This is a genomic window from Enterobacter sp. CRENT-193, assembly GCF_002787395.1.
Taxonomy (GTDB): Bacteria; Pseudomonadota; Gammaproteobacteria; order Enterobacterales; family Enterobacteriaceae; genus Enterobacter; species Enterobacter hormaechei_C.
On the sequence record NZ_CP024812.1, the window covers coordinates 4,229,271 to 4,249,792 of the forward strand.

General features: G+C 53.7%; 19 protein-coding genes and 5 tRNA genes. 3 read left to right on the forward strand and 21 right to left on the reverse strand.

Features of this window, described 5'->3' with window-relative positions; genetic code table 11:
• The first annotated feature begins 174 nt into the window (after positions 1-174).
• Positions 175-927, forward strand: a complete 753-nt coding sequence (gene gpmA / locus CU081_RS21125) for a 2,3-diphosphoglycerate-dependent phosphoglycerate mutase (protein ID WP_003858562.1) — start codon at positions 175-177, stop codon at positions 925-927.
• A 61-nt stretch (positions 928-988) separates the two neighbouring features.
• Here gpmA and aroG read toward each other — a convergent pair whose 3' ends face one another.
• Complete coding sequence (gene aroG, locus CU081_RS21130) at positions 989-2,041, reverse strand: 3-deoxy-7-phosphoheptulonate synthase AroG (RefSeq protein ID WP_003858564.1); 1,053 nt, start codon at positions 2,039-2,041, stop codon at positions 989-991.
• 304 nt (positions 2,042-2,345) lie between these two features.
• Here aroG and CU081_RS21135 point away from each other — a divergent pair, with 304 nt between their 5' ends.
• Positions 2,346-2,705, forward strand: a complete 360-nt coding sequence (locus CU081_RS21135; RefSeq protein ID WP_022650625.1) for a protein YbgS — start codon at positions 2,346-2,348, stop codon at positions 2,703-2,705.
• Between the two features lie 99 nt (positions 2,706-2,804).
• Positions 2,805-3,743 (forward strand): CDF family zinc transporter ZitB, encoded by a 939-nt coding sequence (zitB, locus tag CU081_RS21140; RefSeq protein WP_022650624.1) that lies wholly within the window; start codon positions 2,805-2,807, stop codon positions 3,741-3,743.
• On the opposite strand, the gene pnuC is transcribed toward zitB, so the two are convergent.
• The 20 genes from pnuC to mngA form a co-directional block, all read right to left on the reverse strand.
• Positions 3,740-4,459 carry a nicotinamide riboside transporter PnuC gene (pnuC, locus tag CU081_RS21145; RefSeq protein ID WP_022650623.1) on the reverse strand — a complete coding sequence of 240 codons (720 nt, stop codon included), beginning with the start codon at positions 4,457-4,459 and terminating at the stop codon, positions 3,740-3,742. The two genes, zitB and pnuC, sit on opposite strands and share 4 nt — an antisense overlap.
• Before the next feature lie 22 nt (positions 4,460-4,481).
• Complete coding sequence (gene nadA / locus CU081_RS21150; protein ID WP_022650622.1) at positions 4,482-5,525, reverse strand: quinolinate synthase NadA; 1,044 nt, start codon at positions 5,523-5,525, stop codon at positions 4,482-4,484.
• Between the two features lie 231 nt (positions 5,526-5,756).
• Positions 5,757-5,832 (reverse strand) — tRNA-Lys (locus CU081_RS21155).
• A gap of 31 nt (positions 5,833-5,863) precedes the next feature.
• Positions 5,864-5,939: transfer RNA gene (locus CU081_RS21160), tRNA-Lys, on the reverse strand.
• A 41-nt stretch (positions 5,940-5,980) separates the two neighbouring features.
• Positions 5,981-6,056 (reverse strand) — tRNA-Lys (locus tag CU081_RS21165).
• Between the two features lie 3 nt (positions 6,057-6,059).
• Positions 6,060-6,135, reverse strand: a tRNA-Val gene (locus CU081_RS21170).
• A gap of 27 nt (positions 6,136-6,162) precedes the next feature.
• A tRNA-Lys gene (locus tag CU081_RS21175) sits at positions 6,163-6,238 on the reverse strand.
• Positions 6,239-6,399: 161 nt separating this feature from the next.
• Positions 6,400-7,188 (reverse strand): cell division protein CpoB, encoded by a 789-nt coding sequence (gene cpoB / locus CU081_RS21180; RefSeq protein ID WP_003858574.1) that lies wholly within the window; start codon positions 7,186-7,188, stop codon positions 6,400-6,402.
• 9 nt (positions 7,189-7,197) lie between these two features.
• Positions 7,198-7,719 carry a peptidoglycan-associated lipoprotein Pal gene (pal, locus tag CU081_RS21185; protein ID WP_003858578.1) on the reverse strand — a complete coding sequence of 174 codons (522 nt, stop codon included), beginning with the start codon at positions 7,717-7,719 and terminating at the stop codon, positions 7,198-7,200.
• A 34-nt stretch (positions 7,720-7,753) separates the two neighbouring features.
• Positions 7,754-9,046 carry a Tol-Pal system beta propeller repeat protein TolB gene (tolB, locus tag CU081_RS21190; RefSeq protein WP_017384962.1) on the reverse strand — a complete coding sequence of 431 codons (1,293 nt, stop codon included), beginning with the start codon at positions 9,044-9,046 and terminating at the stop codon, positions 7,754-7,756.
• A gap of 100 nt (positions 9,047-9,146) precedes the next feature.
• On the reverse strand, positions 9,147-10,394 hold the full coding sequence (gene tolA, locus CU081_RS21195; RefSeq protein ID WP_003858583.1) for a cell envelope integrity protein TolA: 1,248 nt from the start codon (positions 10,392-10,394) through the stop codon (positions 9,147-9,149).
• Positions 10,395-10,422: 28 nt separating this feature from the next.
• Entirely contained in the window at positions 10,423-10,851 is a 429-nt protein-coding gene (gene tolR / locus CU081_RS21200; RefSeq protein WP_003858589.1) for a colicin uptake protein TolR, read from the reverse strand.
• Positions 10,852-10,854: 3 nt separating this feature from the next.
• A complete protein-coding gene (gene tolQ, locus CU081_RS21205) occupies positions 10,855-11,547 on the reverse strand; it encodes a Tol-Pal system protein TolQ (protein ID WP_003858590.1) in 693 nt (230 codons plus the stop codon).
• A complete protein-coding gene (gene ybgC, locus CU081_RS21210; protein WP_003858593.1) occupies positions 11,544-11,948 on the reverse strand; it encodes a tol-pal system-associated acyl-CoA thioesterase in 405 nt (134 codons plus the stop codon). Before ybgC ends, tolQ begins: the two co-directional genes overlap by 4 nt.
• Before the next feature lie 148 nt (positions 11,949-12,096).
• Positions 12,097-12,387, reverse strand: a complete 291-nt coding sequence (gene ybgE, locus CU081_RS21215) for a cyd operon protein YbgE (RefSeq protein ID WP_003858596.1) — start codon at positions 12,385-12,387, stop codon at positions 12,097-12,099.
• Positions 12,387-12,500: a cytochrome bd-I oxidase subunit CydX gene (gene cydX, locus CU081_RS21220; protein ID WP_003858598.1), complete on the reverse strand. Its 114-nt coding sequence runs from the start codon at positions 12,498-12,500 to the stop codon at positions 12,387-12,389. The genes ybgE and cydX overlap by 1 nt, the downstream gene beginning before the upstream one ends.
• 14 nt (positions 12,501-12,514) lie before the next feature.
• The gene (gene cydB / locus CU081_RS21225; RefSeq protein ID WP_058647483.1) at positions 12,515-13,654 is read right to left on the reverse strand and encodes a cytochrome d ubiquinol oxidase subunit II; all 1,140 of its coding nucleotides are present in this window, start codon (positions 13,652-13,654) and stop codon (positions 12,515-12,517) included.
• Between the two features lie 15 nt (positions 13,655-13,669).
• Positions 13,670-15,238, reverse strand: a complete 1,569-nt coding sequence (gene cydA, locus CU081_RS21230) for a cytochrome ubiquinol oxidase subunit I (RefSeq protein WP_003858601.1) — start codon at positions 15,236-15,238, stop codon at positions 13,670-13,672.
• 679 nt (positions 15,239-15,917) lie between these two features.
• Entirely contained in the window at positions 15,918-18,554 is a 2,637-nt protein-coding gene (mngB, locus tag CU081_RS21235; protein WP_022650621.1) for a mannosylglycerate hydrolase, read from the reverse strand.
• A 23-nt stretch (positions 18,555-18,577) separates the two neighbouring features.
• On the reverse strand, positions 18,578-20,494 hold the full coding sequence (gene mngA / locus CU081_RS21240) for a PTS 2-O-a-mannosyl-D-glycerate transporter subunit IIABC (protein WP_022650620.1): 1,917 nt from the start codon (positions 20,492-20,494) through the stop codon (positions 18,578-18,580).
• Positions 20,495-20,522: the final 28 nt, after the last annotated feature.

Consider the following 20,522-nt stretch of genomic DNA (forward strand, 5'->3'; position numbering starts at 1 on the left):
ATCTCCGCCTTGCTGAAAATAGCGGCGATCGCAGACAAAATCATAACCCTGGATTCACATGCATCTTACACTCTCGAACTATTTTCGCTATGGTTAGGGTTAAGCGTTGCTGCTGGCACAGTCACGGCAATATAATGAGAATTGTTATCATTCAAAATGCTTGAGGAGTAAGAAATGGCTAATACTAAGCTTGTCCTGGTGCGCCACGGCGAAAGCCAGTGGAACAACGAAAACCGCTTCACTGGTTGGTATGACGTTGATCTGTCCGAGAAAGGCGTGAGCGAAGCAAAAGCGGCAGGTAAACTGCTGAAAGAAGAAGGCTTCACCTTTGACTTTGCTTACACCTCTGTGCTGAAACGTGCCATCCATACCCTGTGGAACATTCTGGACGAGCTGGATCAGGCCTGGCTGCCGGTTGAGAAATCCTGGAAACTGAACGAGCGTCACTACGGTGCGCTGCAAGGTCTGAACAAAGCGGAAACCGCAGAAAAATACGGTGACGAGCAGGTTAAGCAGTGGCGTCGTGGTTTTGCGGTTACGCCTCCAGAGCTGAGCAAAGATGACGAGCGCTACCCGGGCCACGATCCGCGTTACGCGAAGCTGACTGAGGCTGAACTGCCGCAGACCGAAAGCCTGGCGCTGACCATCGACCGCGTTGTGCCTTACTGGAACGAAACCATTCTGCCACGCCTGAAAAGCGGCGAGCGCGTCATTATCGCTGCTCACGGTAACTCCCTGCGTGCGCTGGTGAAATACCTGGACAACATGGGTGAAGATGAAATCCTCGAGCTGAACATCCCTACCGGCGTGCCGCTGGTGTACGAGTTCGACGAAAACTTCAAGCCAGTTAAACATTACTACCTGGGTAACGCCGACGAAATCGCTGCAAAAGCGGCAGCCGTGGCGAACCAGGGTAAAGCGAAGTAATATTTGCCGGACATAAAAAAAGCGTGGAGAAATCCACGCTTTTTTATTACCCGCGACATACTTAGCCGCGACGCGCTTTAACCGCATCCGCCAGCTGACGCAGGATCGCATCGGTATCGTCCCAGCCAATGCAGGCATCCGTCACGCTCTTACCGTAGACCAGCGGCTCGCTGCCCTCCAGGTTCTGGTTGCCTTCAACCAGATGGCTCTCAATCATCACCCCAATCACTGCGCGTTCACCGCTGGCGATTTGCTGACACACATCTGCGCCGACTTCCATCTGCTTTTTGAACTGTTTGCTGGAGTTGGCATGGCTGAAATCGATCATCACCTGCGGTGCCAGACCTGCTTTCTCCAGCCCTGCTTTTACCTCCGCTACGTGTTTAGCGCTATAGTTAGGCTCTTTACCGCCGCGCAGTATGATATGGCAATCGCCATTACCGCTGGTATTCACGATAGCCGAGTGGCCCCACTTGGTCACCGACAGGAAGCAGTGCGGCGCGCCCGCCGCATTAATGGCGTCAATGGCGACCTTGATGGTGCCATCAGTGCCATTTTTGAAACCCACCGGGCATGACAGGCCAGACGCCAGCTCGCGGTGAACCTGAGATTCAGTCGTACGCGCACCAATAGCGCCCCAGCTCATCAGGTCAGCCAGATACTGCGGGGTGATCATATCGAGGAATTCTCCGGCAGCAGGCAGCCCGCTGTCGTTGATCTCCAGCAGCAGCTTACGCGCAATGCGCAGGCCGTCGTTAATCTGGAAACTGTTGTCCATATGCGGATCGTTGATTAACCCTTTCCAGCCCACGGTGGTACGCGGTTTTTCGAAATAAACGCGCATCACGATTTCCAGTTCGCCTTTCAGCTCTTCACGCAGGGCGAGCAGACGCGACGCATACTCTTTGGCCGCAGCAGGATCGTGAATGGAGCATGGCCCGATCACTACCAGAAGACGATCGTCGCTACCTTTCAGGATCTTGTGGATCGCCTTGCGGGCATGAGACACCGTGTTGGCGGCATTTTCGGTGGCGGGGAATTTTTCAAGGAGCGCTACGGGAGGTAATAACTCATTGATCTCTTTAATGCGTAAATCGTCGTTCTGATAATTCATCTTCTTTCCGGCTCTGCCATATCTTTAGTAATGAAAGCAATCCTTTCAATCTAACTTGTCGGCCACGAAGTGTAAACGGGCTTTTACACTTCGCGCAGATAATTCCTGGAATTCGCCTAAAATACGCAACAAAATAGCGAAAAATGAGATCTGGCCTAAGCTTTTTACTTGTAACGACTGTTTTTAAATATTTATAAGCGATTCCATCCTGACAAAATTCAGGAGTCCGGAATCTTTCGCCACTGAACAAGATGCACTGTTGGAGAATGTTATCCAGCGTAACGATAAGAACAGGAGCACCATGATGAAAATGACGAAACTGACTACGCTTTTCCTGACGGCAACCCTTACCCTGGCAAGCGGTAGCGTACTGGCTGCTGATGCAGGCTCATCCGGCAGCAACGGCGACGCGAATGCCGCTGCCGAAGCAGGCCAGGTTGCGCCGGATGCAAAACAGAATATCGCGCCAAACAATGTTGATAACAGTAATATCAACACGGGCAATACCAATACTGGCGGGACGAACACAGGCACGATGAACCATGAGGGTATGACTACCGACGAGGTGCATAAAAACTCAGTCTGTAAAGACGGGAAATGCCCGGACCCGAATGACAAAGTGGGCAGCGAAGCCAATACCAAAACGGACGGTACTACCCAGTAACCTTCCATAAGGTAAAACAGGGAGAGCGAATGCTCTCCTTTTTTATTTAAGCTCTTAAAAACGCTACACTAAAAATAATAATAAATCAGGAACGATACCATGGCGCACTCCCACTCCCATTCCCACTCCACTGGCGATGAAAATGCCAAACGGCTTTTGCTGGCTTTTGGCGTCACTGCCACCTTTATGATTATTGAGGTCACCGGCGGGCTGATATCCGGATCGCTGGCGCTGCTGGCCGATGCCGGGCATATGCTGACCGACGCTGCCGCGCTCCTGTTTGCTCTGCTGGCCGTGCAGTTTGCCCGTCGCCCTCCCAATACCCGCCACACCTTTGGCTGGCTCAGACTGACCACGCTTGCCGCCTTTGTGAATGCGATTGCACTGGTGGTCATTACTATTCTTATCGTCTGGGAGGCTTTTCAGCGCTTTCGGCATCCACAACCGATAGCCGGGACGACAATGATGGTTATCGCCATTGCCGGGTTGGTCGCCAATATTCTGGCGTTCTGGATATTGCACCGCGGCAGCAGTGAAAAAAATCTGAACGTACGGGCCGCGGCGCTTCATGTGCTGGGCGATCTGCTGGGTTCTGTTGGTGCGATTGTGGCCGCGCTGATCATTATGGGCACAGGCTGGACCCCTATCGACCCGATTCTTTCCGTGCTGGTATCGTGCCTGGTATTGCGCAGCGCCTGGCGGCTACTGAAGGAGAGCGTAAATGAGCTACTGGAAGGCGCGCCCACATCACTGGATATTGGCGAACTGAAGCGCAACCTGAGTCGTTCCATTCCTGAAGTCCGTAACGTTCACCACGTTCACGTCTGGCTGGTGGGTGAGAAACCGCTGATGACGCTGCACGTTCAGGTTATTCCGCCCCACGATCACGATGCGCTGCTTGAACGTATTCGGCATTTCCTCGAGCATCACTATGAGATTGCGCACTCCACTATCCAGATGGAGTACCAGCCTTGCAGCGGGCCAGACTGCCACCTTAACGAGGCGCAGTCCGGCCACTCACACGCACATCACCATTAACGGGAAAGCGCGCGAGAGCCACGCTCACGCGCGCTGTTAATCCACATGCGGCTGCCGTTGAGAGCAATGAAGGTCAGGAGCATATACTCCAGCGACATGGCATAAACACCCTGGCGGGCAAAAATCACCACGCTAATGACATTGATGACCACCCACAGCAGCCAGTTCTCAACGTATTTACGGGTCATCAGGATCATTGCGGCAATCGACAACACCATCATGCAGGAATCCCAGAACGGGAAGGCATCCGGCTGAAGCTCAGGCATCGTCACATTTAATCCCAGACCCGACATGACCGAGACCGCCACGCGCGTCAGGAAGGCAAATACCGGATCAATAAAGACGGTCATAAAGCCGATAGCCACCACGCAGGCCGCGAACCAGGCGATGGCTTTTGGCAACGGCAGCCAGCGGATTTGCAACTCCGCCTCCTGCTGGCTGTTTTGCCGAGACCAGGCGTACCAGCCATAGATATTGGCCGCGAAGAAGAACAGCTGTAGAAGCAGGCTGGCGTAGAGCTGGATCTGGAAGAAGATGATCGCAAACAGCGTGACGTTTATCAGCCCGAACGCATAGTTGCTGATCTTCTCAAGGCTGGCCAGCCAGATACAGAGTAAACCGGCCAGCGTACCCACCGCTTCAATCCACGACAGGTCATAGCCGCCCGCACCAATCGGGATATGAACCAGGATGTTCTGTGTGCTAAAAAAATCCATTTTTTCTCCGGGACGTAATAAGTTAAGTACGTAGTGTAGCCGCAAAATCCAGCATACGGTTAAGTGGAATTAACGCGCCTTCACGCAGAGCGGCATCCACGTGGATCTCATGCGCTGCGCCACCGTTCTCCAGCGCCTCCGCAATCGCTTTGAGCCCATTCATCGCCATCCACGGGCAATGCGCGCAGCTTCGGCAGCTCGCCCCTTCTCCGGCGGTTGGCGCTTCAAGCAGCTCTTTTTCCGGCACGGCCTGTTGCATTTTGTAGAAGATACCGCGATCGGTCGCCACGATGAGCTGCTTGTGTGGCAGCGTTTTTGCCGCGTTAATTAACTGGCTGGTTGAGCCGACGGCGTCCGCCATGTCGACGATCGACTGCGGAGATTCCGGGTGCACCAGTATCGCGGCCTGCGGGTATAAGCCTTTCATCCGGGTCAGCGCCTGGGTCTTGAACTCATCGTGGACGATACAGGCCCCCTGCCAGCACAGCACATCCGCACCGGTCTGTTTTTGTACGTAGTTTCCCAGGTGACGATCGGGCGCCCAGATGATTTTCTCCCCCAGGCTGTCCAGATGTTCAATCAGCTCAACGGCAATACTGGACGTCACTACCCAGTCCGCCCGGGCTTTCACCGCCGCAGACGTGTTGGCATAGACCACCACGGTACGGTCAGGGTGGGCATCACAGAAGGCGGTGAACTCATCAATCGGGCAACCGAGGTCAAGGGAGCATTCGGCATTCAGCGTCGGCATCAGTATGGTTTTTTCCGGGCTGAGAATTTTTGCCGTTTCGCCCATGAAGCGCACACCTGCAACCAGCAGGGTGGAGGCAGGATGTTTAGCACCGAAACGCGCCATTTCCAGGGAATCTGAGATACAGCCGCCCGTCTCTTCCGCCAGCTGCTGAATTTCCGGGTCGGTGTAGTAATGCGCCACCATCACCGCATCACGCTCTTTAAGCAGGCGCTTGATTTTCTCTCGATAGAACTGTTTTTCATCCCGGCTTAGCGGAGCAGGCTTTGGCGGGAAGGGATAGATTGCGGTTTCGGGATCAAACATCACACTCATTATGGCTTCTCGTTTTACTGGCTTAACAATATTGCCTTTGTTTTGCGGTAGATAGCAAAAATGACGGCAATGGTGTTTTATATACTAAACAAGATAGCGAATATTAGGTGGAATGTCATCGGGAATTGGTGCCGGCAGCATTTGTCGGGTGGCGGCTTCGCCTTACCCGACCTGCAAGGCCCTGGGGAACGACAGATAGCAAAAAGGCGCCTTTAGGGCGCCTTTTTACATTGGTGGGTCGTGCAGGATTCGAACCTGCGACCAATTGATTAAAAGTCAACTGCTCTACCAACTGAGCTAACGACCCCTTACGGGATGTACTTCAAATCTATTCAGGCTGGTGGGTCGTGCAGGATTCGAACCTGCGACCAATTGATTAAAAGTCAACTGCTCTACCAACTGAGCTAACGACCCATTCGGGTGTTGCCTGAATTATCACTCGGTACCAATAAAATTGGTGGGTCGTGCAGGATTCGAACCTGCGACCAATTGATTAAAAGTCAACTGCTCTACCAACTGAGCTAACGACCCGAGTGGTGGGTGATGACGGGCTCGAACCGCCGACCCCCTCCGTGTAAAGGAGATGCTCTACCAACTGAGCTAATCACCCACTCTGTACTGCCGGAACTGCTTTAAGTGGTGGGTCGTGCAGGATTCGAACCTGCGACCAATTGATTAAAAGTCAACTGCTCTACCAACTGAGCTAACGACCCACTTTTGCGCTGCTTTCACGTTGTTTGATATCCCGTGGCAACGGCGGCATATATTACTGATTTAAGAATTCTGCGCAACAAAAATTTCGATGAAGATCACTTAACTGCTTAGGAATCATGCTGCACGACCAGAAATGACGCGATTTCTGGTCATGCGATAATCAACCCATCGAACTCAAACGTTTTTGCGCCTGTTTGGCGCCGTCTGTACCCGGGAATTTCGCAACCACCTGCTGATAAACCGCTTTGGCTTTTGCAGTGTCGCCTTTATCCTGCATGATCACGCCGACTTTATACATCGCATCAGGCGCTTTCGGTGATTTTGGGTAATTTTTCACCACAGAGGCAAAATAAAACGCCGCATCATCCTTTTTACCCTTGTTGTAATTCAACTGACCCAGCCAGTAGTTCGCATTTGGCTGGTAAGTGGAATCAGGGTACTTCTTAACGAAGTTCTGAAACGCAACGATAGCATCGTCCTGGCGCGATTTGTCCTGCACCAGGGCAATGGCCGCGTTGTAGTCCGTATTCGCGTCACCGCTCTGTACAGGCGCACCAGACGACGCGGAGGCATCTGCCGCAGGTGCAGGCGTCGCCGCACCGCTTTGATCGCCTGCTGCTGGCTGTGCTGCTGCTCCGCCGCTGTTCAGGCTATCCATCTGCAACAAAATTTGCTTCTGGCGCTCCACAACCTGATTAAGCTGATACTGACTCTCCTGGATCTGACCACGAAGGGAATCAATATCATTCTGGTTATCGGAAAGCTGCTGCTGGAGTTGAGTTAAAAGCTGGCTGTGAGCGTTAGAAATACGCTCGAGTTGAGTGACTCGATCTTCTACCGAGCCTGAGCCGACACTACTGATTGGTGCCTGAGCAAAAGCGGCCCAGGGGGCCGCTATTCCAACCAGTAACGACAGACTCATCAGATGATGTCTGAAGTTACTGCTCATGCAATTCTCTTAGTAAACGAGTACGGCACGACGGTTTTTGGAGTAAGCCGCTTCGTCGTGACCCAGTACTGCTGGTTTTTCTTTACCGTAAGAAACGATGGAGATCTGGTCAGCAGAAACGCCTTTACCCTGGAGGTACATTTTAACAGCGTTTGCACGACGTTCACCCAGGGAGATGTTGTACTCCGGAGTACCACGTTCGTCCGCATGACCTTCTACGGTGACTTTGTAAGACGGGTTGCTACGCAGGAAGTTTGCGTGCGCATCCAGCATTGCAGCGAAGTCAGAACGAATGTCGTATTTATCCAGATCGAAGTAAACGATGTTGTTCTGCTGTAACTGCTGCATCTGAAGACGCGCTTGCTCTTCAGAAGACATATTGCCATTGCCGTTAGCGTCCATACCGGTGCCGGCACCCATCATGCCTTCGCCGCTCTGGTCATTGCTTGCGTTCTTGTTAGAAGAACACGCTGCGATTGCCATAACAGGCAGAGCGATCATCAGCCCCTTCAGCACTTTGTTCAGTTGCATTTCTAAGATTCCTTTAGTAATCAATTAATTATTATTACAGATACGGCGACCAGGCAGGTGATTTTACCTGTCCATCAGTTGCCGGAAGACGCGCTTTGAAACGCCCATCTGTAGAAACCAGATTCAGCACGGATCCCATCCCCTGAGAAGAGCTGTAGATTACCATGGTGCCGTTAGGTGCCAGACTTGGCGTTTCATCCAGGAACGTTGACGACAGTACTTGTACGCCCCCCGTTACCAGATCTTGTTTGGCAATGTGCTGCTGACCACCCGCAGTACTGACCATTACCATTGTTTTACCATCGGCACTGACGTCAGCATCCTGGTTCTGAGAACCTTCCCAGGTAATACGCTGCGCTGCTCCGCCGTTGATATTCACTTTATAAACTTGTGGACGACCTGCCTGGTCAGACGTAAATGCCAGATTCTGGCTGTCCGGGAACCAGGTTGGCTCAGTGTTGTTGCTACGACCATCCGTGACCTGACGGATCTGACCAGAACCAATATCCATCACGTACAGGTTCAGGCTACCGGTTTTAGACAGGGCAAACGCCAGTTTGGTACCGTCCGGAGAGAACGCAGGCGCACCGTTGTGACGTGGGAATGACGCAACCTGACGCACAGCACCGTTAGAGAGCGTCTGGATGACCAGCGCGGAACGGCCGCTTTCGAAGGTCACGTACGCCAGCTTAGAGCCGTCCGGAGACCATGCCGGAGACATCAGCGGCTGTGGTGAACGGTGTACGGTGAACTGGTTGTAACCATCGTAGTCAGAGACGCGCAGCTCATAAGGGAACTGGCCGCCGTTGGTCTGTACTACGTACGCGATACGGGTACGGAACGCACCTTTAATACCGGTCAGCTTCTCAAACACTTCGTCACTCGCCGTGTGGCCTGCATAACGCAGCCACTGCTTGTTCACCTTATACGTGTTTTGAGCCAGAACGGTACCCGGCGCACCGCCAGTATCCACCAGCTGATAAGCGACGTTATAGCCGCCGTCTGGCGCAGGAGTAACCTGTCCGACAACCACGGCATCAATACCCAGTGCAGACCATGCAGCAGGTTGAACTTCCTGAGCTGTACCCGGCTGCTGCGGCAGACGAGAACGATCTAAGGGGTTAAATTTACCGCTGTTACGCAGGTCAGCTGCAACAATGCCGCCAATATCTTCAGGCGCAGCGCCCGGGCCTGCCCACTGGAACGGAACGACACCGATTGGACGCGCTGAGTCGTTCCAGTCGGTAATGTCGATGCTTACTGTGGCATGCACTGCTGACGTCAACAGTACTAAAAAACCAAAAGCTAATCGTAATGCCTGCTTCATCATATCTCCCTTATCCGAACAATAAGTCCTGGATAATTTAGCAGAAGGTTAACAAACTCAAATACACAAAACTATCAGAACCCGATAACAGCAGCTCTGCTTATGGCTTAAAGTTCAGAGAAGCGTCTTTGAACACTTCATAGACAGCCTGTGATGGAGGTTTTGGCAGTTTTGCCTGATTCACTGCCACAAGTGCAGCCTGGCATAACGCTTCATCTCCCCCTTCTGACTCAACGCTCAGCACCATACCATCCGTAGCCAGTTTAATATGCAGTCGGCACGTTTTCCCGGTATAGAGCGATTTATCGTTAAGTCTGCTGGCAATAGCCGCGGCAATCTGATTCTTATAGTCGTTGATCTCAGCGCCAGAAGCACCGTTGTTCTTAGTGTTACCACTTCCTGCCGGTGCTGCGTTACTTCCTTTCGCCCCTCCGCCCGTTTTCGGTGCATTCTTACCGGAGCTCAGGTCGCCCAGCAGATCGTCAACCCCTGCGGCAGCGGCTTTTTCCGCAGCAGCGGCCTTCTTAGCTGCGGCTTTTTCAGCAGCAGCTTTCTTATCAGCAGCGGCTTTCTCAGCTGCCGCTTTTTTATCAGCAGCGGCTTTTTCCGCAGCGGCGGCTTTTTCTGCCGCAGCTTTCTCGGCGGCGGCCGCTTTTTTAGCAGCATCGGCAGCCGCTTTCTTCTCTGCTTCCTGCGCAGCTTTTTTGGCGGCTTCCGCTTCGGCTTTCTTCTGTGCGTCAGCGGCAGCTTTTTTCGCCGCTTCGGCTTCTGCTTTCTTCTTCGCATCAGCAGCGGCTTTCTTCGCCGCTTCGGCTTCCGCTTTCTTCTGCGCATCAGCAGCCGCTTTCTTCGCGGCTTCTGCGGCTAACTTAGCCTGAGCATCTGCCTGCGCCTTCGCGTCTGCCGCGGCTTTGGCTGCCGCCTCTTCCGCCTGCTTCTGCTGTTCCTGAGCTTTCTTCGCTGCGGCTTCAGCCTGTTTCTGCTGCTCCGCCTGCTCTTTAGCGGCTTCCTGCGCCTGCAAACGCTCTTTCTCAAGCTGCTTCAGACGTTCCTGCTCGGCGGCCTGCTTTTCACGCAGCTCTTCCGCCTGCTGTTGCGCCTGTTTTTCACGCTGTTCTTCCGCGCGTTTTGCGCTCGCCTGCTGCTGTTGCTGGCGATTATAGTTCTGCACTACCGCACCGGGATCCACCATGACGGCGTCGATGGACGAGCCCCCACCGCCGCCTGATGCATCAAGGTGCTCATCGAACGAACTCCAGATCAGCGCTGCAAAAAGAATTACGTGCAGCACTGCGGAGACGATTATCGCTCGCTTAAGCTTGTCGTTCTGTTCGGTTGCCTTTGACACTATCGGTTCCCAAAAACTACGCAGATGATCAAATAGGCTGAGTCATTAAGCCAACTGACTTAACGCCCGCGCTATGTAGCAAGTTCAGCGCTTTGATAATTTCATCATATGGTACGTCTTTCGCACCACCGATTAAGAAGACCGTCTTCGGATTTGACTCCAGACGTCGTTGCGCTTCAGCAATAACCTGCTCTGGCGGAAGCTGATCCATACGATCTTTCTCTACCACCACGCTGTACTGCCCTACGCCGGAAACCTCAATGATGACCGGAGGATCGTCATTGGTGCTTACCGCCTGTGATTCTGTCGCATCCGGCAGATCAACTTCCACGCTCTGGGTGATGATGGGCGCTGTCGCCATAAAGATCAGCAGCAGCACCAGCAGCACGTCCAGTAACGGAACGATATTGATTTCGGACTTGAGCTCGCGACGACCTCGTCCACGCGATCTGGCCATGGTTTACCCCTTGTTGCTCTCGGTGCTGGTAAACGCCTGACGATGCAGAATCGCGGTGAACTCTTCCATAAAGTTGTCGTAGTTCAGTTCCAGTTTGTTCACGCGCTGGTTCAGACGGTTGTACGCCATTACCGCCGGAATTGCGGCGAACAGACCGATTGCGGTCGCGATCAGTGCTTCTGCGATACCCGGTGCAACCATCTGCAACGTTGCCTGCTTCACCGCCCCCAGGGCGATAAAGGCGTGCATGATCCCCCACACCGTACCAAACAGGCCGATATACGGGCTGATGGAGCCAACGGTTCCGAGGAAAGGAATATGCGTTTCAAGATTTTCCAGTTCGCGGTTCATGGAGATGCGCATCGCACGCGACGCCCCTTCTACCACGGCTTCCGGCGCATGGCTGTTAGCGCGATGTAAGCGAGCGAACTCTTTGAAACCGCTGTAGAAAATTTGTTCGGAGCCTGAAAGGTTATCACGGCGTCCCTGGCTTTCCTGGTACAGACGAGAAAGCTCAATTCCCGACCAGAACTTATCTTCAAACGCTTCGGCTTCGCGGCCGGCGGCATTAAGGATACGCGTTCTCTGGATAATGATGGCCCAGGATGCGATTGAAAAACCAATCAAAATCAACATGATAAGTTTAACCAGAAGGCTTGCCTTCAGGAACAAATCAAGGATATTCATGTCAGTCACTGCTTAAACTCCGCGACAATAGACTTAGGAAGCGCACGAGGCTTCATTATGGTTGGATCAACACAGACAATCAGGACTTCAGCTGAGTTCAGTACCGTGTTCTCTGCATTGACTATCCGCTGCGTGAAAACCAGTGAAGTTCCGCGCATTGATGTAATTTCTGTTTGAACTTCGAGCATATCGTCGAGTCTGGCAGGCGCAAAATACTCAAGCGTCATCTTGCGTACCACGAAGGCAACTCGCTCAGCCAACAGCACCTGTTGACTAAAGTGATGATGGCGCAGCATCTCTGTGCGTGCCCGTTCATAAAAAGCAACGTAGCTGGCGTGGTAGACCACACCACCGGCATCGGTATCTTCGTAATAGACACGTACCGGCCATCGAAACAGCGTTGTATTCACTTTACATCCCGGTAATACAAGAAAAGTTGGAGCTTTCAAACTTCGCTACTATACGCGGGGGAATGATGGTTTGGAATGGGGGAAAGTAAACGGAGAGTAAATTTTTATGGGCCATGGTAAGCCCATAACGTTAACGGACATTTCTTATTCAGAAGAAGAAGAAAATCAAACCGGCGAGGAGAACCAGATCGGCAATCAGTGGGCAGAAGATGCCCTGCCAGTGTAGCGCTTTCGGACGAAAGCCGACACCGTGAATCACGCCTGCGCACACCGCCCACATAATCAGGAAGCCGTGCCAGATTTCAAGCTCGCTGGTTTTCGCCGCGAAGCGCGACGGGTCCCAGAAGATACAGCCTGCCAGCAGTAATGCCATAATGAGGGAAAGCGCCCTCAGGGGGCGCTTATCCATTACCGCATATAAGGTTGCGATAATATTCATTAGTGCTTTTCTTCACCTGCTTTGGTCGCTTCTACATGCTCAAGCGCCAGGGCAGTGATGACACCAAACGCACAGGCAAGAAGCGTCCCTAAAATCCATGCGAAATACCACATATTCAGCTCCTTACTTAGTACATAGAGTGGGTGTTTCTTTCGATATGTTCTTTAGTGATGCGACCGAACATTTTCCAGTAACACCAGGTGGTGTAGAGCAGGATAATCGGTACGAACACGCAAGCAACATAGGTCATTAAGTTCAGCGTCAACTGACTGGACGTTGCATCCCACATGGTCAGGCTGGCATTCATCATGGTGCTGGATGGCATCACGAACGGGAACATCGCAATCCCCGCCGTCAGGATGATGCACGCCAGCGTCAGTGAAGAGAATACGAACGCCAGAGCGCCTTTCTCCAGACGAGACGTCAGCACGGTCAGCAGCGGCAGCAGCACACCCAGAGCCGGGATAGCCCACAGCGCAGGAGTATTGTTGAAGTTCACCAGCCATGCACCGGCCTGACGCGCCACTTCTTTGGTCAGCGGGTTAGACGGTGCAGTATGGTTGATCGCGGAGGTCACCACGTAACCATCAATACCGTACACCACCCACACGCCAGCCAGCGCGAAGCAGACCAGCGTCACCAGCGCCGCCACCTGAGCGGTAGCGCGGGAACGCAGGTGCAGTTCACCTACGGTACGCATCTGGAGATAGGTTGCGCCCTGGGTGATGATCATCGCCACGCTCACCACGCCCGCCAGCAGACCAAACGGATTCAGCAACTGGAAGAAGTTACCGGTGTAGAACAGACGCATATATTCGTCGACGTGGAACGGTACGCCCTGCAACAGGTTACCGAACGCCACACCAATGACCAGCGGTGGAACGAAGCTACCGATGAAGATGCCCCAGTCCCACATGTTACGCCAGCGGGTGTCTTCAATCTTGGAACGGTAGTCGAAACCCACCGGACGGAAGAATAAAGAGGCCAGCACCAGAATCATCGCCACATAGAAGCCGGAGAACGCAGCCGCGTAGACCATCGGCCAGGCAGCGAACAGCGCGCCGCCTGCGGTGATCAGCCACACCTGGTTACCGTCCCAGTGCGGGGCGATGGAGTTGATCATGATTCGACGCTCGGTGTCATTACGACCGAGGAAACGGGTGAGCATGCCCACGCCCATGTCGAAACCATCGGTGACCGCGAAACCAATCAGCAGAACACCGATCAGCAGCCACCAGATAAAACGCAATACTTCATAATCGATCATTTGATGACTCCTGTCTTAGCGTGCCGGCTGAGTAGTCGCAACAGACTGCTCGTAGTGATAGCGACCGGTTTTCAGGCTGCTTGGGCCAAGGCGCGCGAACTTGAACATCAGGAACAGTTCAGCCACCAGGAACAGGGTGTACAGACCGCAAATGAGCAGCATGGAGAAGATCAGGTCGCCTGCGGTCAGGGAGGAGTTCGCTACCGCTGTTGGCAGCACCTCACCGATCGCCCACGGCTGACGGCCATATTCCGCAACAAACCAGCCGGACTCGATAGCAATCCATGGCAGTGGGATACCGTAAAGCGCGGTGCGCAGCAGCCATTTTTTCTCACCGATACGGTTACGAATGACTGACCAGAACGAGGCCGCGATGATCAGCAGCATGATAATGCCGCAACCCACCATGATGCGAAACGCGAAGTACAGCGGCGCAACGCGTGGAATAGAGTCTTTGGTTGCCATCTGAATCTGCGCTTCCGTCGCGTCAGAGACGTTCGGGGTATAGCGTTTCAGCAGCAGACCGTAACCGAGGTCTTTCTTCACGTCGTTAAATTGATCGCGAACGGCCTGGTCGGTAGAGCCGGCGCGCAGCTGTTCCAGCAGCGAGTAAGCTTTCATCCCGTTACGGATACGCTCTTCATGCTGCACCATCAGATCTTTCAGGCCAGTCACCTGTTTGTCGACGGAGCGCGTGGCGATAATACCCAGAGCGTAAGGAATTTGAATGGCGAAGCGGTTTTCCTGCGCTTCCTGGTCAGGCACGCCGAACAGGGTAAACGCTGCCGGTGCCGGCTGGGTTTCCCATTCAGCTTCAATTGCGGCGAGTTTGGTTTTCTGCACGTCGCCCATTTCGTAACCGGATTCATCACCCAGAACAATAACGGACAGAATCGCGGCCATACCGAAGCTTGCTGCAATAGCAAAAGAACGCTTGGCGAACGCGAAGTCACGGCCGCGCAGCATATAGTAGGAGCTGATGCCCAGCACGAACATCGCGCCGCACACATAGCCAGACGCCACGGTGTGAACGAATTTAACCTGGGCAACCGGGTTCAGGACCAGCTCAGCGAAGCTGACCATCTCCATACGCATGGTTTCGAAGTTGAAATCAGATGCGATTGGGTTTTGCATCCAGCCGTTCGCCACCAGGATCCACAGTGCGGACAAGTTGGAGCCTAATGCCACCAGCCAGGTTACCGCCATATGCTGGACTTTACCCAGACGGTCCCAACCGAAGAAGAACAGACCTACAAAGGTGGATTCGAGGAAGAAGGCCATCAGACCTTCAATGGCCAGCGGCGCACCGAAAATATCCCCCACATAGTGGGAATAGTAAGACCAGTTTGTCCCGAACTGGAACTCCATGGTCAGACCGGTTGCCACGCCCAGCGCAAAGTTGATACCAAACAACTTGCCCCAGAACTTGGTCATATCTTTATAAATCTGTTTGCCGGAGAGGACGTAAACCGTTTCCATGATGGCCAGCAGGAACGCCATACCGAGCGTCAGCGGCACAAACAGGAAGTGGTACATCGCGGTCAAGGCAAACTGTAAGCGCGACAGTTCGACTACGTCTAACATTATGACTCCTTGCTCATCGCATGAAGACTCCGAGAGTGAACCCCGTTAGATAAGGATCCACACGCATGCCCCAATACAAAGTTATCTGCTTCCCTTCTTCGTTGCTTATTCTCTACAAGAGGAAAAAGCAATGATGAAAGGTTACAAATACGTTAAGAAAAAACCAAATTGATCCCGTAAATATAATACGCTGCAAAACCCTTACAATAAACAGGTTTTTATTCGAACAGATTTACGTTTTTCGACGGCGATCAATTTATAGCAAAATTACCACTTTTCGGCCATTTTGATCGGGAACAATTTAACGCCTTTTGGAGCCTTTTTCCAAGGATTAAACATTGATTTAAATCAAAAACGGCCAGAGCTGTTAATGATGTTTCTTTGTGGTGCGGATAGTAAAAACCTTGTTAATGATATGTACATTTAAAGGCGTTGATGGTTATAAAAGCCAGAGGATAATATAAACAGTTGTGATTTTTATTAACGCGCGTGAAAAAACGCATTTTGCCGGAAGATAAACATATAATGTTATCTGCTTCACAGTATTTTTCTTTCGCTTTGCTACCTGCCGAAACGATTACATTTTATTCACTTTTAATAATCTTAAAATTAACACCCTTTCGTGACTATTTGATGAAATAAAGGCCGCAGGAATGCGGCCTTTATTTTATTTTGAGGATTACCTTTCAATTTTTATGCTGAAGGTACGTGACTGGCCTGGCCGGAAAGACCCCGTAATGGCTGAGCCCTCTTCCCCTTGCGCCTTGTACACCTCATTCATGTCCGTTTCGCAGCACGCCTGGACCTCACGGTTCACAGACAAAGCCACGTCACAGGAGCGGGTCTCCGAAGGGTTGTACAGACGAAGAATCATCTCGTCACGATCCTCCGCTTTTTTCAGCGCACTGAGTACGCATCCGTTAGGGGGCAGCGTTAGCAGGCTATAGCTACAGGGGGTGGTGAAAGAGGCGCGGTTAAGCTTCATCGCATCCCACGGAATTTTGTTATAACAGTGCACTGGCGTTAACCACGACTTCGCCTGCTGCGCAACACCAGCACTGACGGGCGTACCATTAAAACTGAACAGGCTAAAGCGACAGGTTAACTGGCCCCGCATCTGCGAATCAGGCACCGGCATTTTGATCCCGGACGGTCTGCCGGGGCGCAGCAGTAAATCTTCCTTCCCAAGTACCCCCACGCCGCGAAGCAACGTCAGGGCAAACGTTTTTTGACGCTCGCCAGTCACTTCAAATTCGCGTAACCCTTCGGTAAACAGCGCCATCCCGTTACGCCGTTCCTGGAGCACCGCGTAGTTAAGCAGATTCCACACCGGCAGCGGCGCTTCCTTCCAGCCCTCCTCCTGCCAGTTCGCCATCGCTTCATCCTGTACAGGTCGCGTCAGCGAACCGAACTGGGTATCAGCTAACACCGTGTCTGCGGTGAAGGGCGTCGGGATCAACACCCGAACACGGTGGTCATCCGCGTGATTTCCGAGACGCGCCTCAATGTCGATACGTCGGCTGTTATGGCTGAGCGTGACCGTGAGCTCTGCCTCAAGCGTTCCCGTCTGCTGACGCGCAGAACGTTCAGCGAGATCCGCCGGCACCGCCATGCGGTGGCGGATCACCGCCCTGCTCTGCCAGGCCTCGTGGATCACCTTAACCTCATGCTCGCCCTGCGCGGAAGTGAGTCTCCACTCTTCCCGTGAAGGCGAGTAGTCGTACTCATCGCCATCATCCGAGCTCTCTTCTATTTCCAGCGCGCGGTCATAGATAAGCCCGGACGCTTTATCGAGCAGACGCAGGGTGCCGTCGTCGTTTAACGTTATTTCCCAGAAAGCATTTTCCAGTAATGCCTCCGACGTTGTTTCTGGCGCCAGCAGCTTGCCAGCCACGTGCGGCTCGATATAGAGCGTGCGGTAACCCATTGATGGCAGGATCTGGTTGAGCTGGATATCAAACTCCATAAAGGGATCGTAGTTGCCGTAATGCACAATCTGCCGGTCTATTAAGCCGGGGTCGATTTCACGCGCGCTGCGCAGGCAGTAAGGGATTTCATTCCCCCTATCGTCCAGCAGGCGGAACTGGCTGGCGCGCAGACGTATCGTAGTGTTAATCACTTCCTCACGCGGCCAGGGCGTGAGGTTAAACATCACCAGTTTGTCTTCCTCGCACTGCGGCATGTTGTCGACAATCTTGCGCATATAGAAGCATGTCAGGTTATCGGCCATGTCTTCCGCCAGCTCGAAGCGTGACATCACCTCACGATGCACTTTGTCACTACAGCAGCAGCCGATACTGTCATGGGCGTGATTCTTGAGGATCTCTTTCCACATTTTTTCCAGCAAGCCGTGGTGATACTCAAAGCCCAGCGTCCAGGCAAGCGTGGCCAGCGGCTCAAGGACATTGACGATTTTATGCTCTATCCGGGCGTGGGCGATTTTGATGTCCATTCGCGTGGAGCCTATTGTCCGGTGCACCCGCATATATTTACCGTCAATAAACTCTCCTTTCAGCGTCGCCAGTTCATCGCGGTGCTCGTCAATGTGGTCAAACACCTCCTCGAAGCGGCTCATCACAAACTGACGCTGCGGATAGATTTCGCGCAGCTTATCCATCACCGCAAAGATGTTCTGCTGGAGCGGCATCTGATCATGGCCGTTAGGCAGCAAAATTTCTTTCGTCACGGAGGCTTTTTCCAGCACCTCGAAGTACGTGTCGAGCCGTTTGCGCAGCCCGGCCTCATCCTCCGGTAAGTACTTACCAATCGCGTAGCCCAGCGGTAACGCCTGTGCCGTCACTTCACTGCCGTCCTGACTTTGCCAGAGAAATTCGGTTTTATCGGTACCATGCCGCTCGGAACACCCGCGCCAGAACATGGTGCGCGTGATGCCAAAACCGTTGTAAATGTGTGGCAGCTGGGAAGACATGCCGAAGGAGTCCGGCAGATAGCCAATTTTCATCGGCTCGCCAAAGGCCAGACAGTCGCGAATGCCGTACATCAGATTTCGGACAATCGACTCGCCGGAGACAAGGGTGGTGTCCGTCTGGGTATACCACGGCCCGATAATCAGCTTCCCGGCCGCCACCAGCGCCTTCACGCGTGGCCTGTTTTCCGGTTTCACGGCAAAATAATCTTCCAGCACCGCCGTCTGGCCGTCGAGAACGTAGTATTTATATTCTGCGTCCTGCTCAAGACGGGTAAGGATCTCTTCCATATTATTGACCAAAAGAATACGTGACGCTTCGGTGGTGAAGTACCACTCCCGGTCCCAGTGCATATGTGGCGTGATATGAACGCGAGATACAGCTTTCATCTTCGTTTCCTGTCAGTGCGTGTTTAGGATGTTATGTCTTCAGTCACGTAGGTGCCGCTCTTCACGGCCTGGCGTCGCCAGAGGAGTAAAATGAGCGTAGAGATTGCGGCGCCAATCAGCGCGGCGCCAAACCAGCCGGCAGCGGCCAGCACGCCGCCCAGCCCGGCATCATGCAGTAAGAAGAGAGAGAAAATACCCGCGCCCGGGGTGGATAGCCCAATCCCCATCGCCCCGACAATCGCTCCGGTCGCCATTGACCCCAGAACAAATGAGCCGATGACCCGCAACGGATCCTCGATAGCCATCGGAATTGCTCCTTCGGTGATGCCCGCCAGCCCCAGCAGCCAGGTGGACTTGCCGGTTTCAATTTCGAACTGTTTGAACAGGTTCGGAGCCAGCATCGTTGATGCCGTCACGGTAAAGGCCGATACCATTTTGACGGAGGCAAAAATCGCATAAGGCCCGTATACGCCATTGGCCATCGCCCCCAGACAGAACGCGTAAGAGGCTTTGTTGACCGGACCGCCCAGATCGAACGAGCACATAAAGCCCAGGATCGCCCCCAGCAGCAGCGCGTTCGCGCCGGACAGACCGTTAAGCCAGGCGGTGAGGGCGTTATTGATCCAGGCCACCGGTTCGCCGATCACAAACAGCATCAGGCTGCCTGCGCCCAGCACGCCAATCACCGGATAAAGATAAAAGGTCAGAAAGCCGTTGTAGCGGCTACTCAGCCGGATGTGGTTTTTCACCCAGCGCATCAGGTAGCCCGCAATCAGTCCGCCGACGATGGCCCCCAGAAAGCCGGAGCCGATCATATTGGCGGCAAGACCCGCCGCAAAGCCTGGCGTTAGCGCAGGTTTATCCGCCAGCGAGTAAGCGGTGTAGGCCGCCAGAACAGGCACCATCAGAATACCGAGCATCCCGCCGCCCAGTTTGCGGTACATCCACAGCCACGAATTTTCCTGATCGAACAGATGCTGCAAGCCCAGGATTTGCGCCAGCAGTACCGACACGGCCAGCACCGTGCCGCCAGCGACAATCAGCGGCACCGCAAAGGAGATACCGCTGAGCAGCGCCTGCTTGAGTTCGGTTTTAACGCACTTTTTCGCGTCCGTGTCGACGTGCGCTGGACGCACATCGGATACAGGCTGTAGCGCCAGCGCACGCTCAATGAGCGCTTCCGCATGGCGCAAGGGTTCCGCGACGGGCACGGAAATGGCGGGGATCCCCTGAAAACGCTCGCGCTCTTTAATCGCCACTTCCGCCGCGAAGATACACGCTTTTGCCTCCTGCAACTGCTGCGCGGTGATGCGTTCCTCAATACCGTTTGCCCCCTGCTTTTCGACCACCACATTGACGCCGAGCTTACGTCCCGCTTTTTCGAGATATTCCGCTGCCATGTAGGTATGGGCGATCCCGGCCGGACAGGCGGTAACGCAGACGATCGTCGGGGCATTCTCCGCAACGGCGGTTTCTTGCGCCTCAGGCGCCGTTTCCAGCGCTGCAAGCACCGCTTCCGCGCTGGTCGCCGTCATCACGCGCGCCCTGAGATCGTCATCCGCCAGGCGAGACGTCAGTTCCGTCAGGACCTGAATATGCGTTGACCCCGCTTGTGCGGGAGGAATGGCGAGCAGAAAAATCAGCTCGACCTCCTCCGGTCCGTCCACGCCTTCCCAGGCCAGCGGCTCGCGCAGTGTGGCCACGGCAAAAGCCGCTTCCTTTACCGCCGCTGATTTACCATGAGGTACGGCCAGCCCCTCGCCCAGCGCCGTCGGGCCAAGCGATTCCCGATGGAAAACCTCTGCCAGAAACGTATCGGCGTCGGCTATTTTGCCCAACGCTACCAGCCGCGTCGCAAGCTGACGGATTGCCTCATCACGGCTGTTAAACTGCGCCTGCACGCAGACAGCACGGGGGTCGGTCAGAGTCGTCAGGTTCATAAAGATCCTCACCTATCCAAAGTTTTTG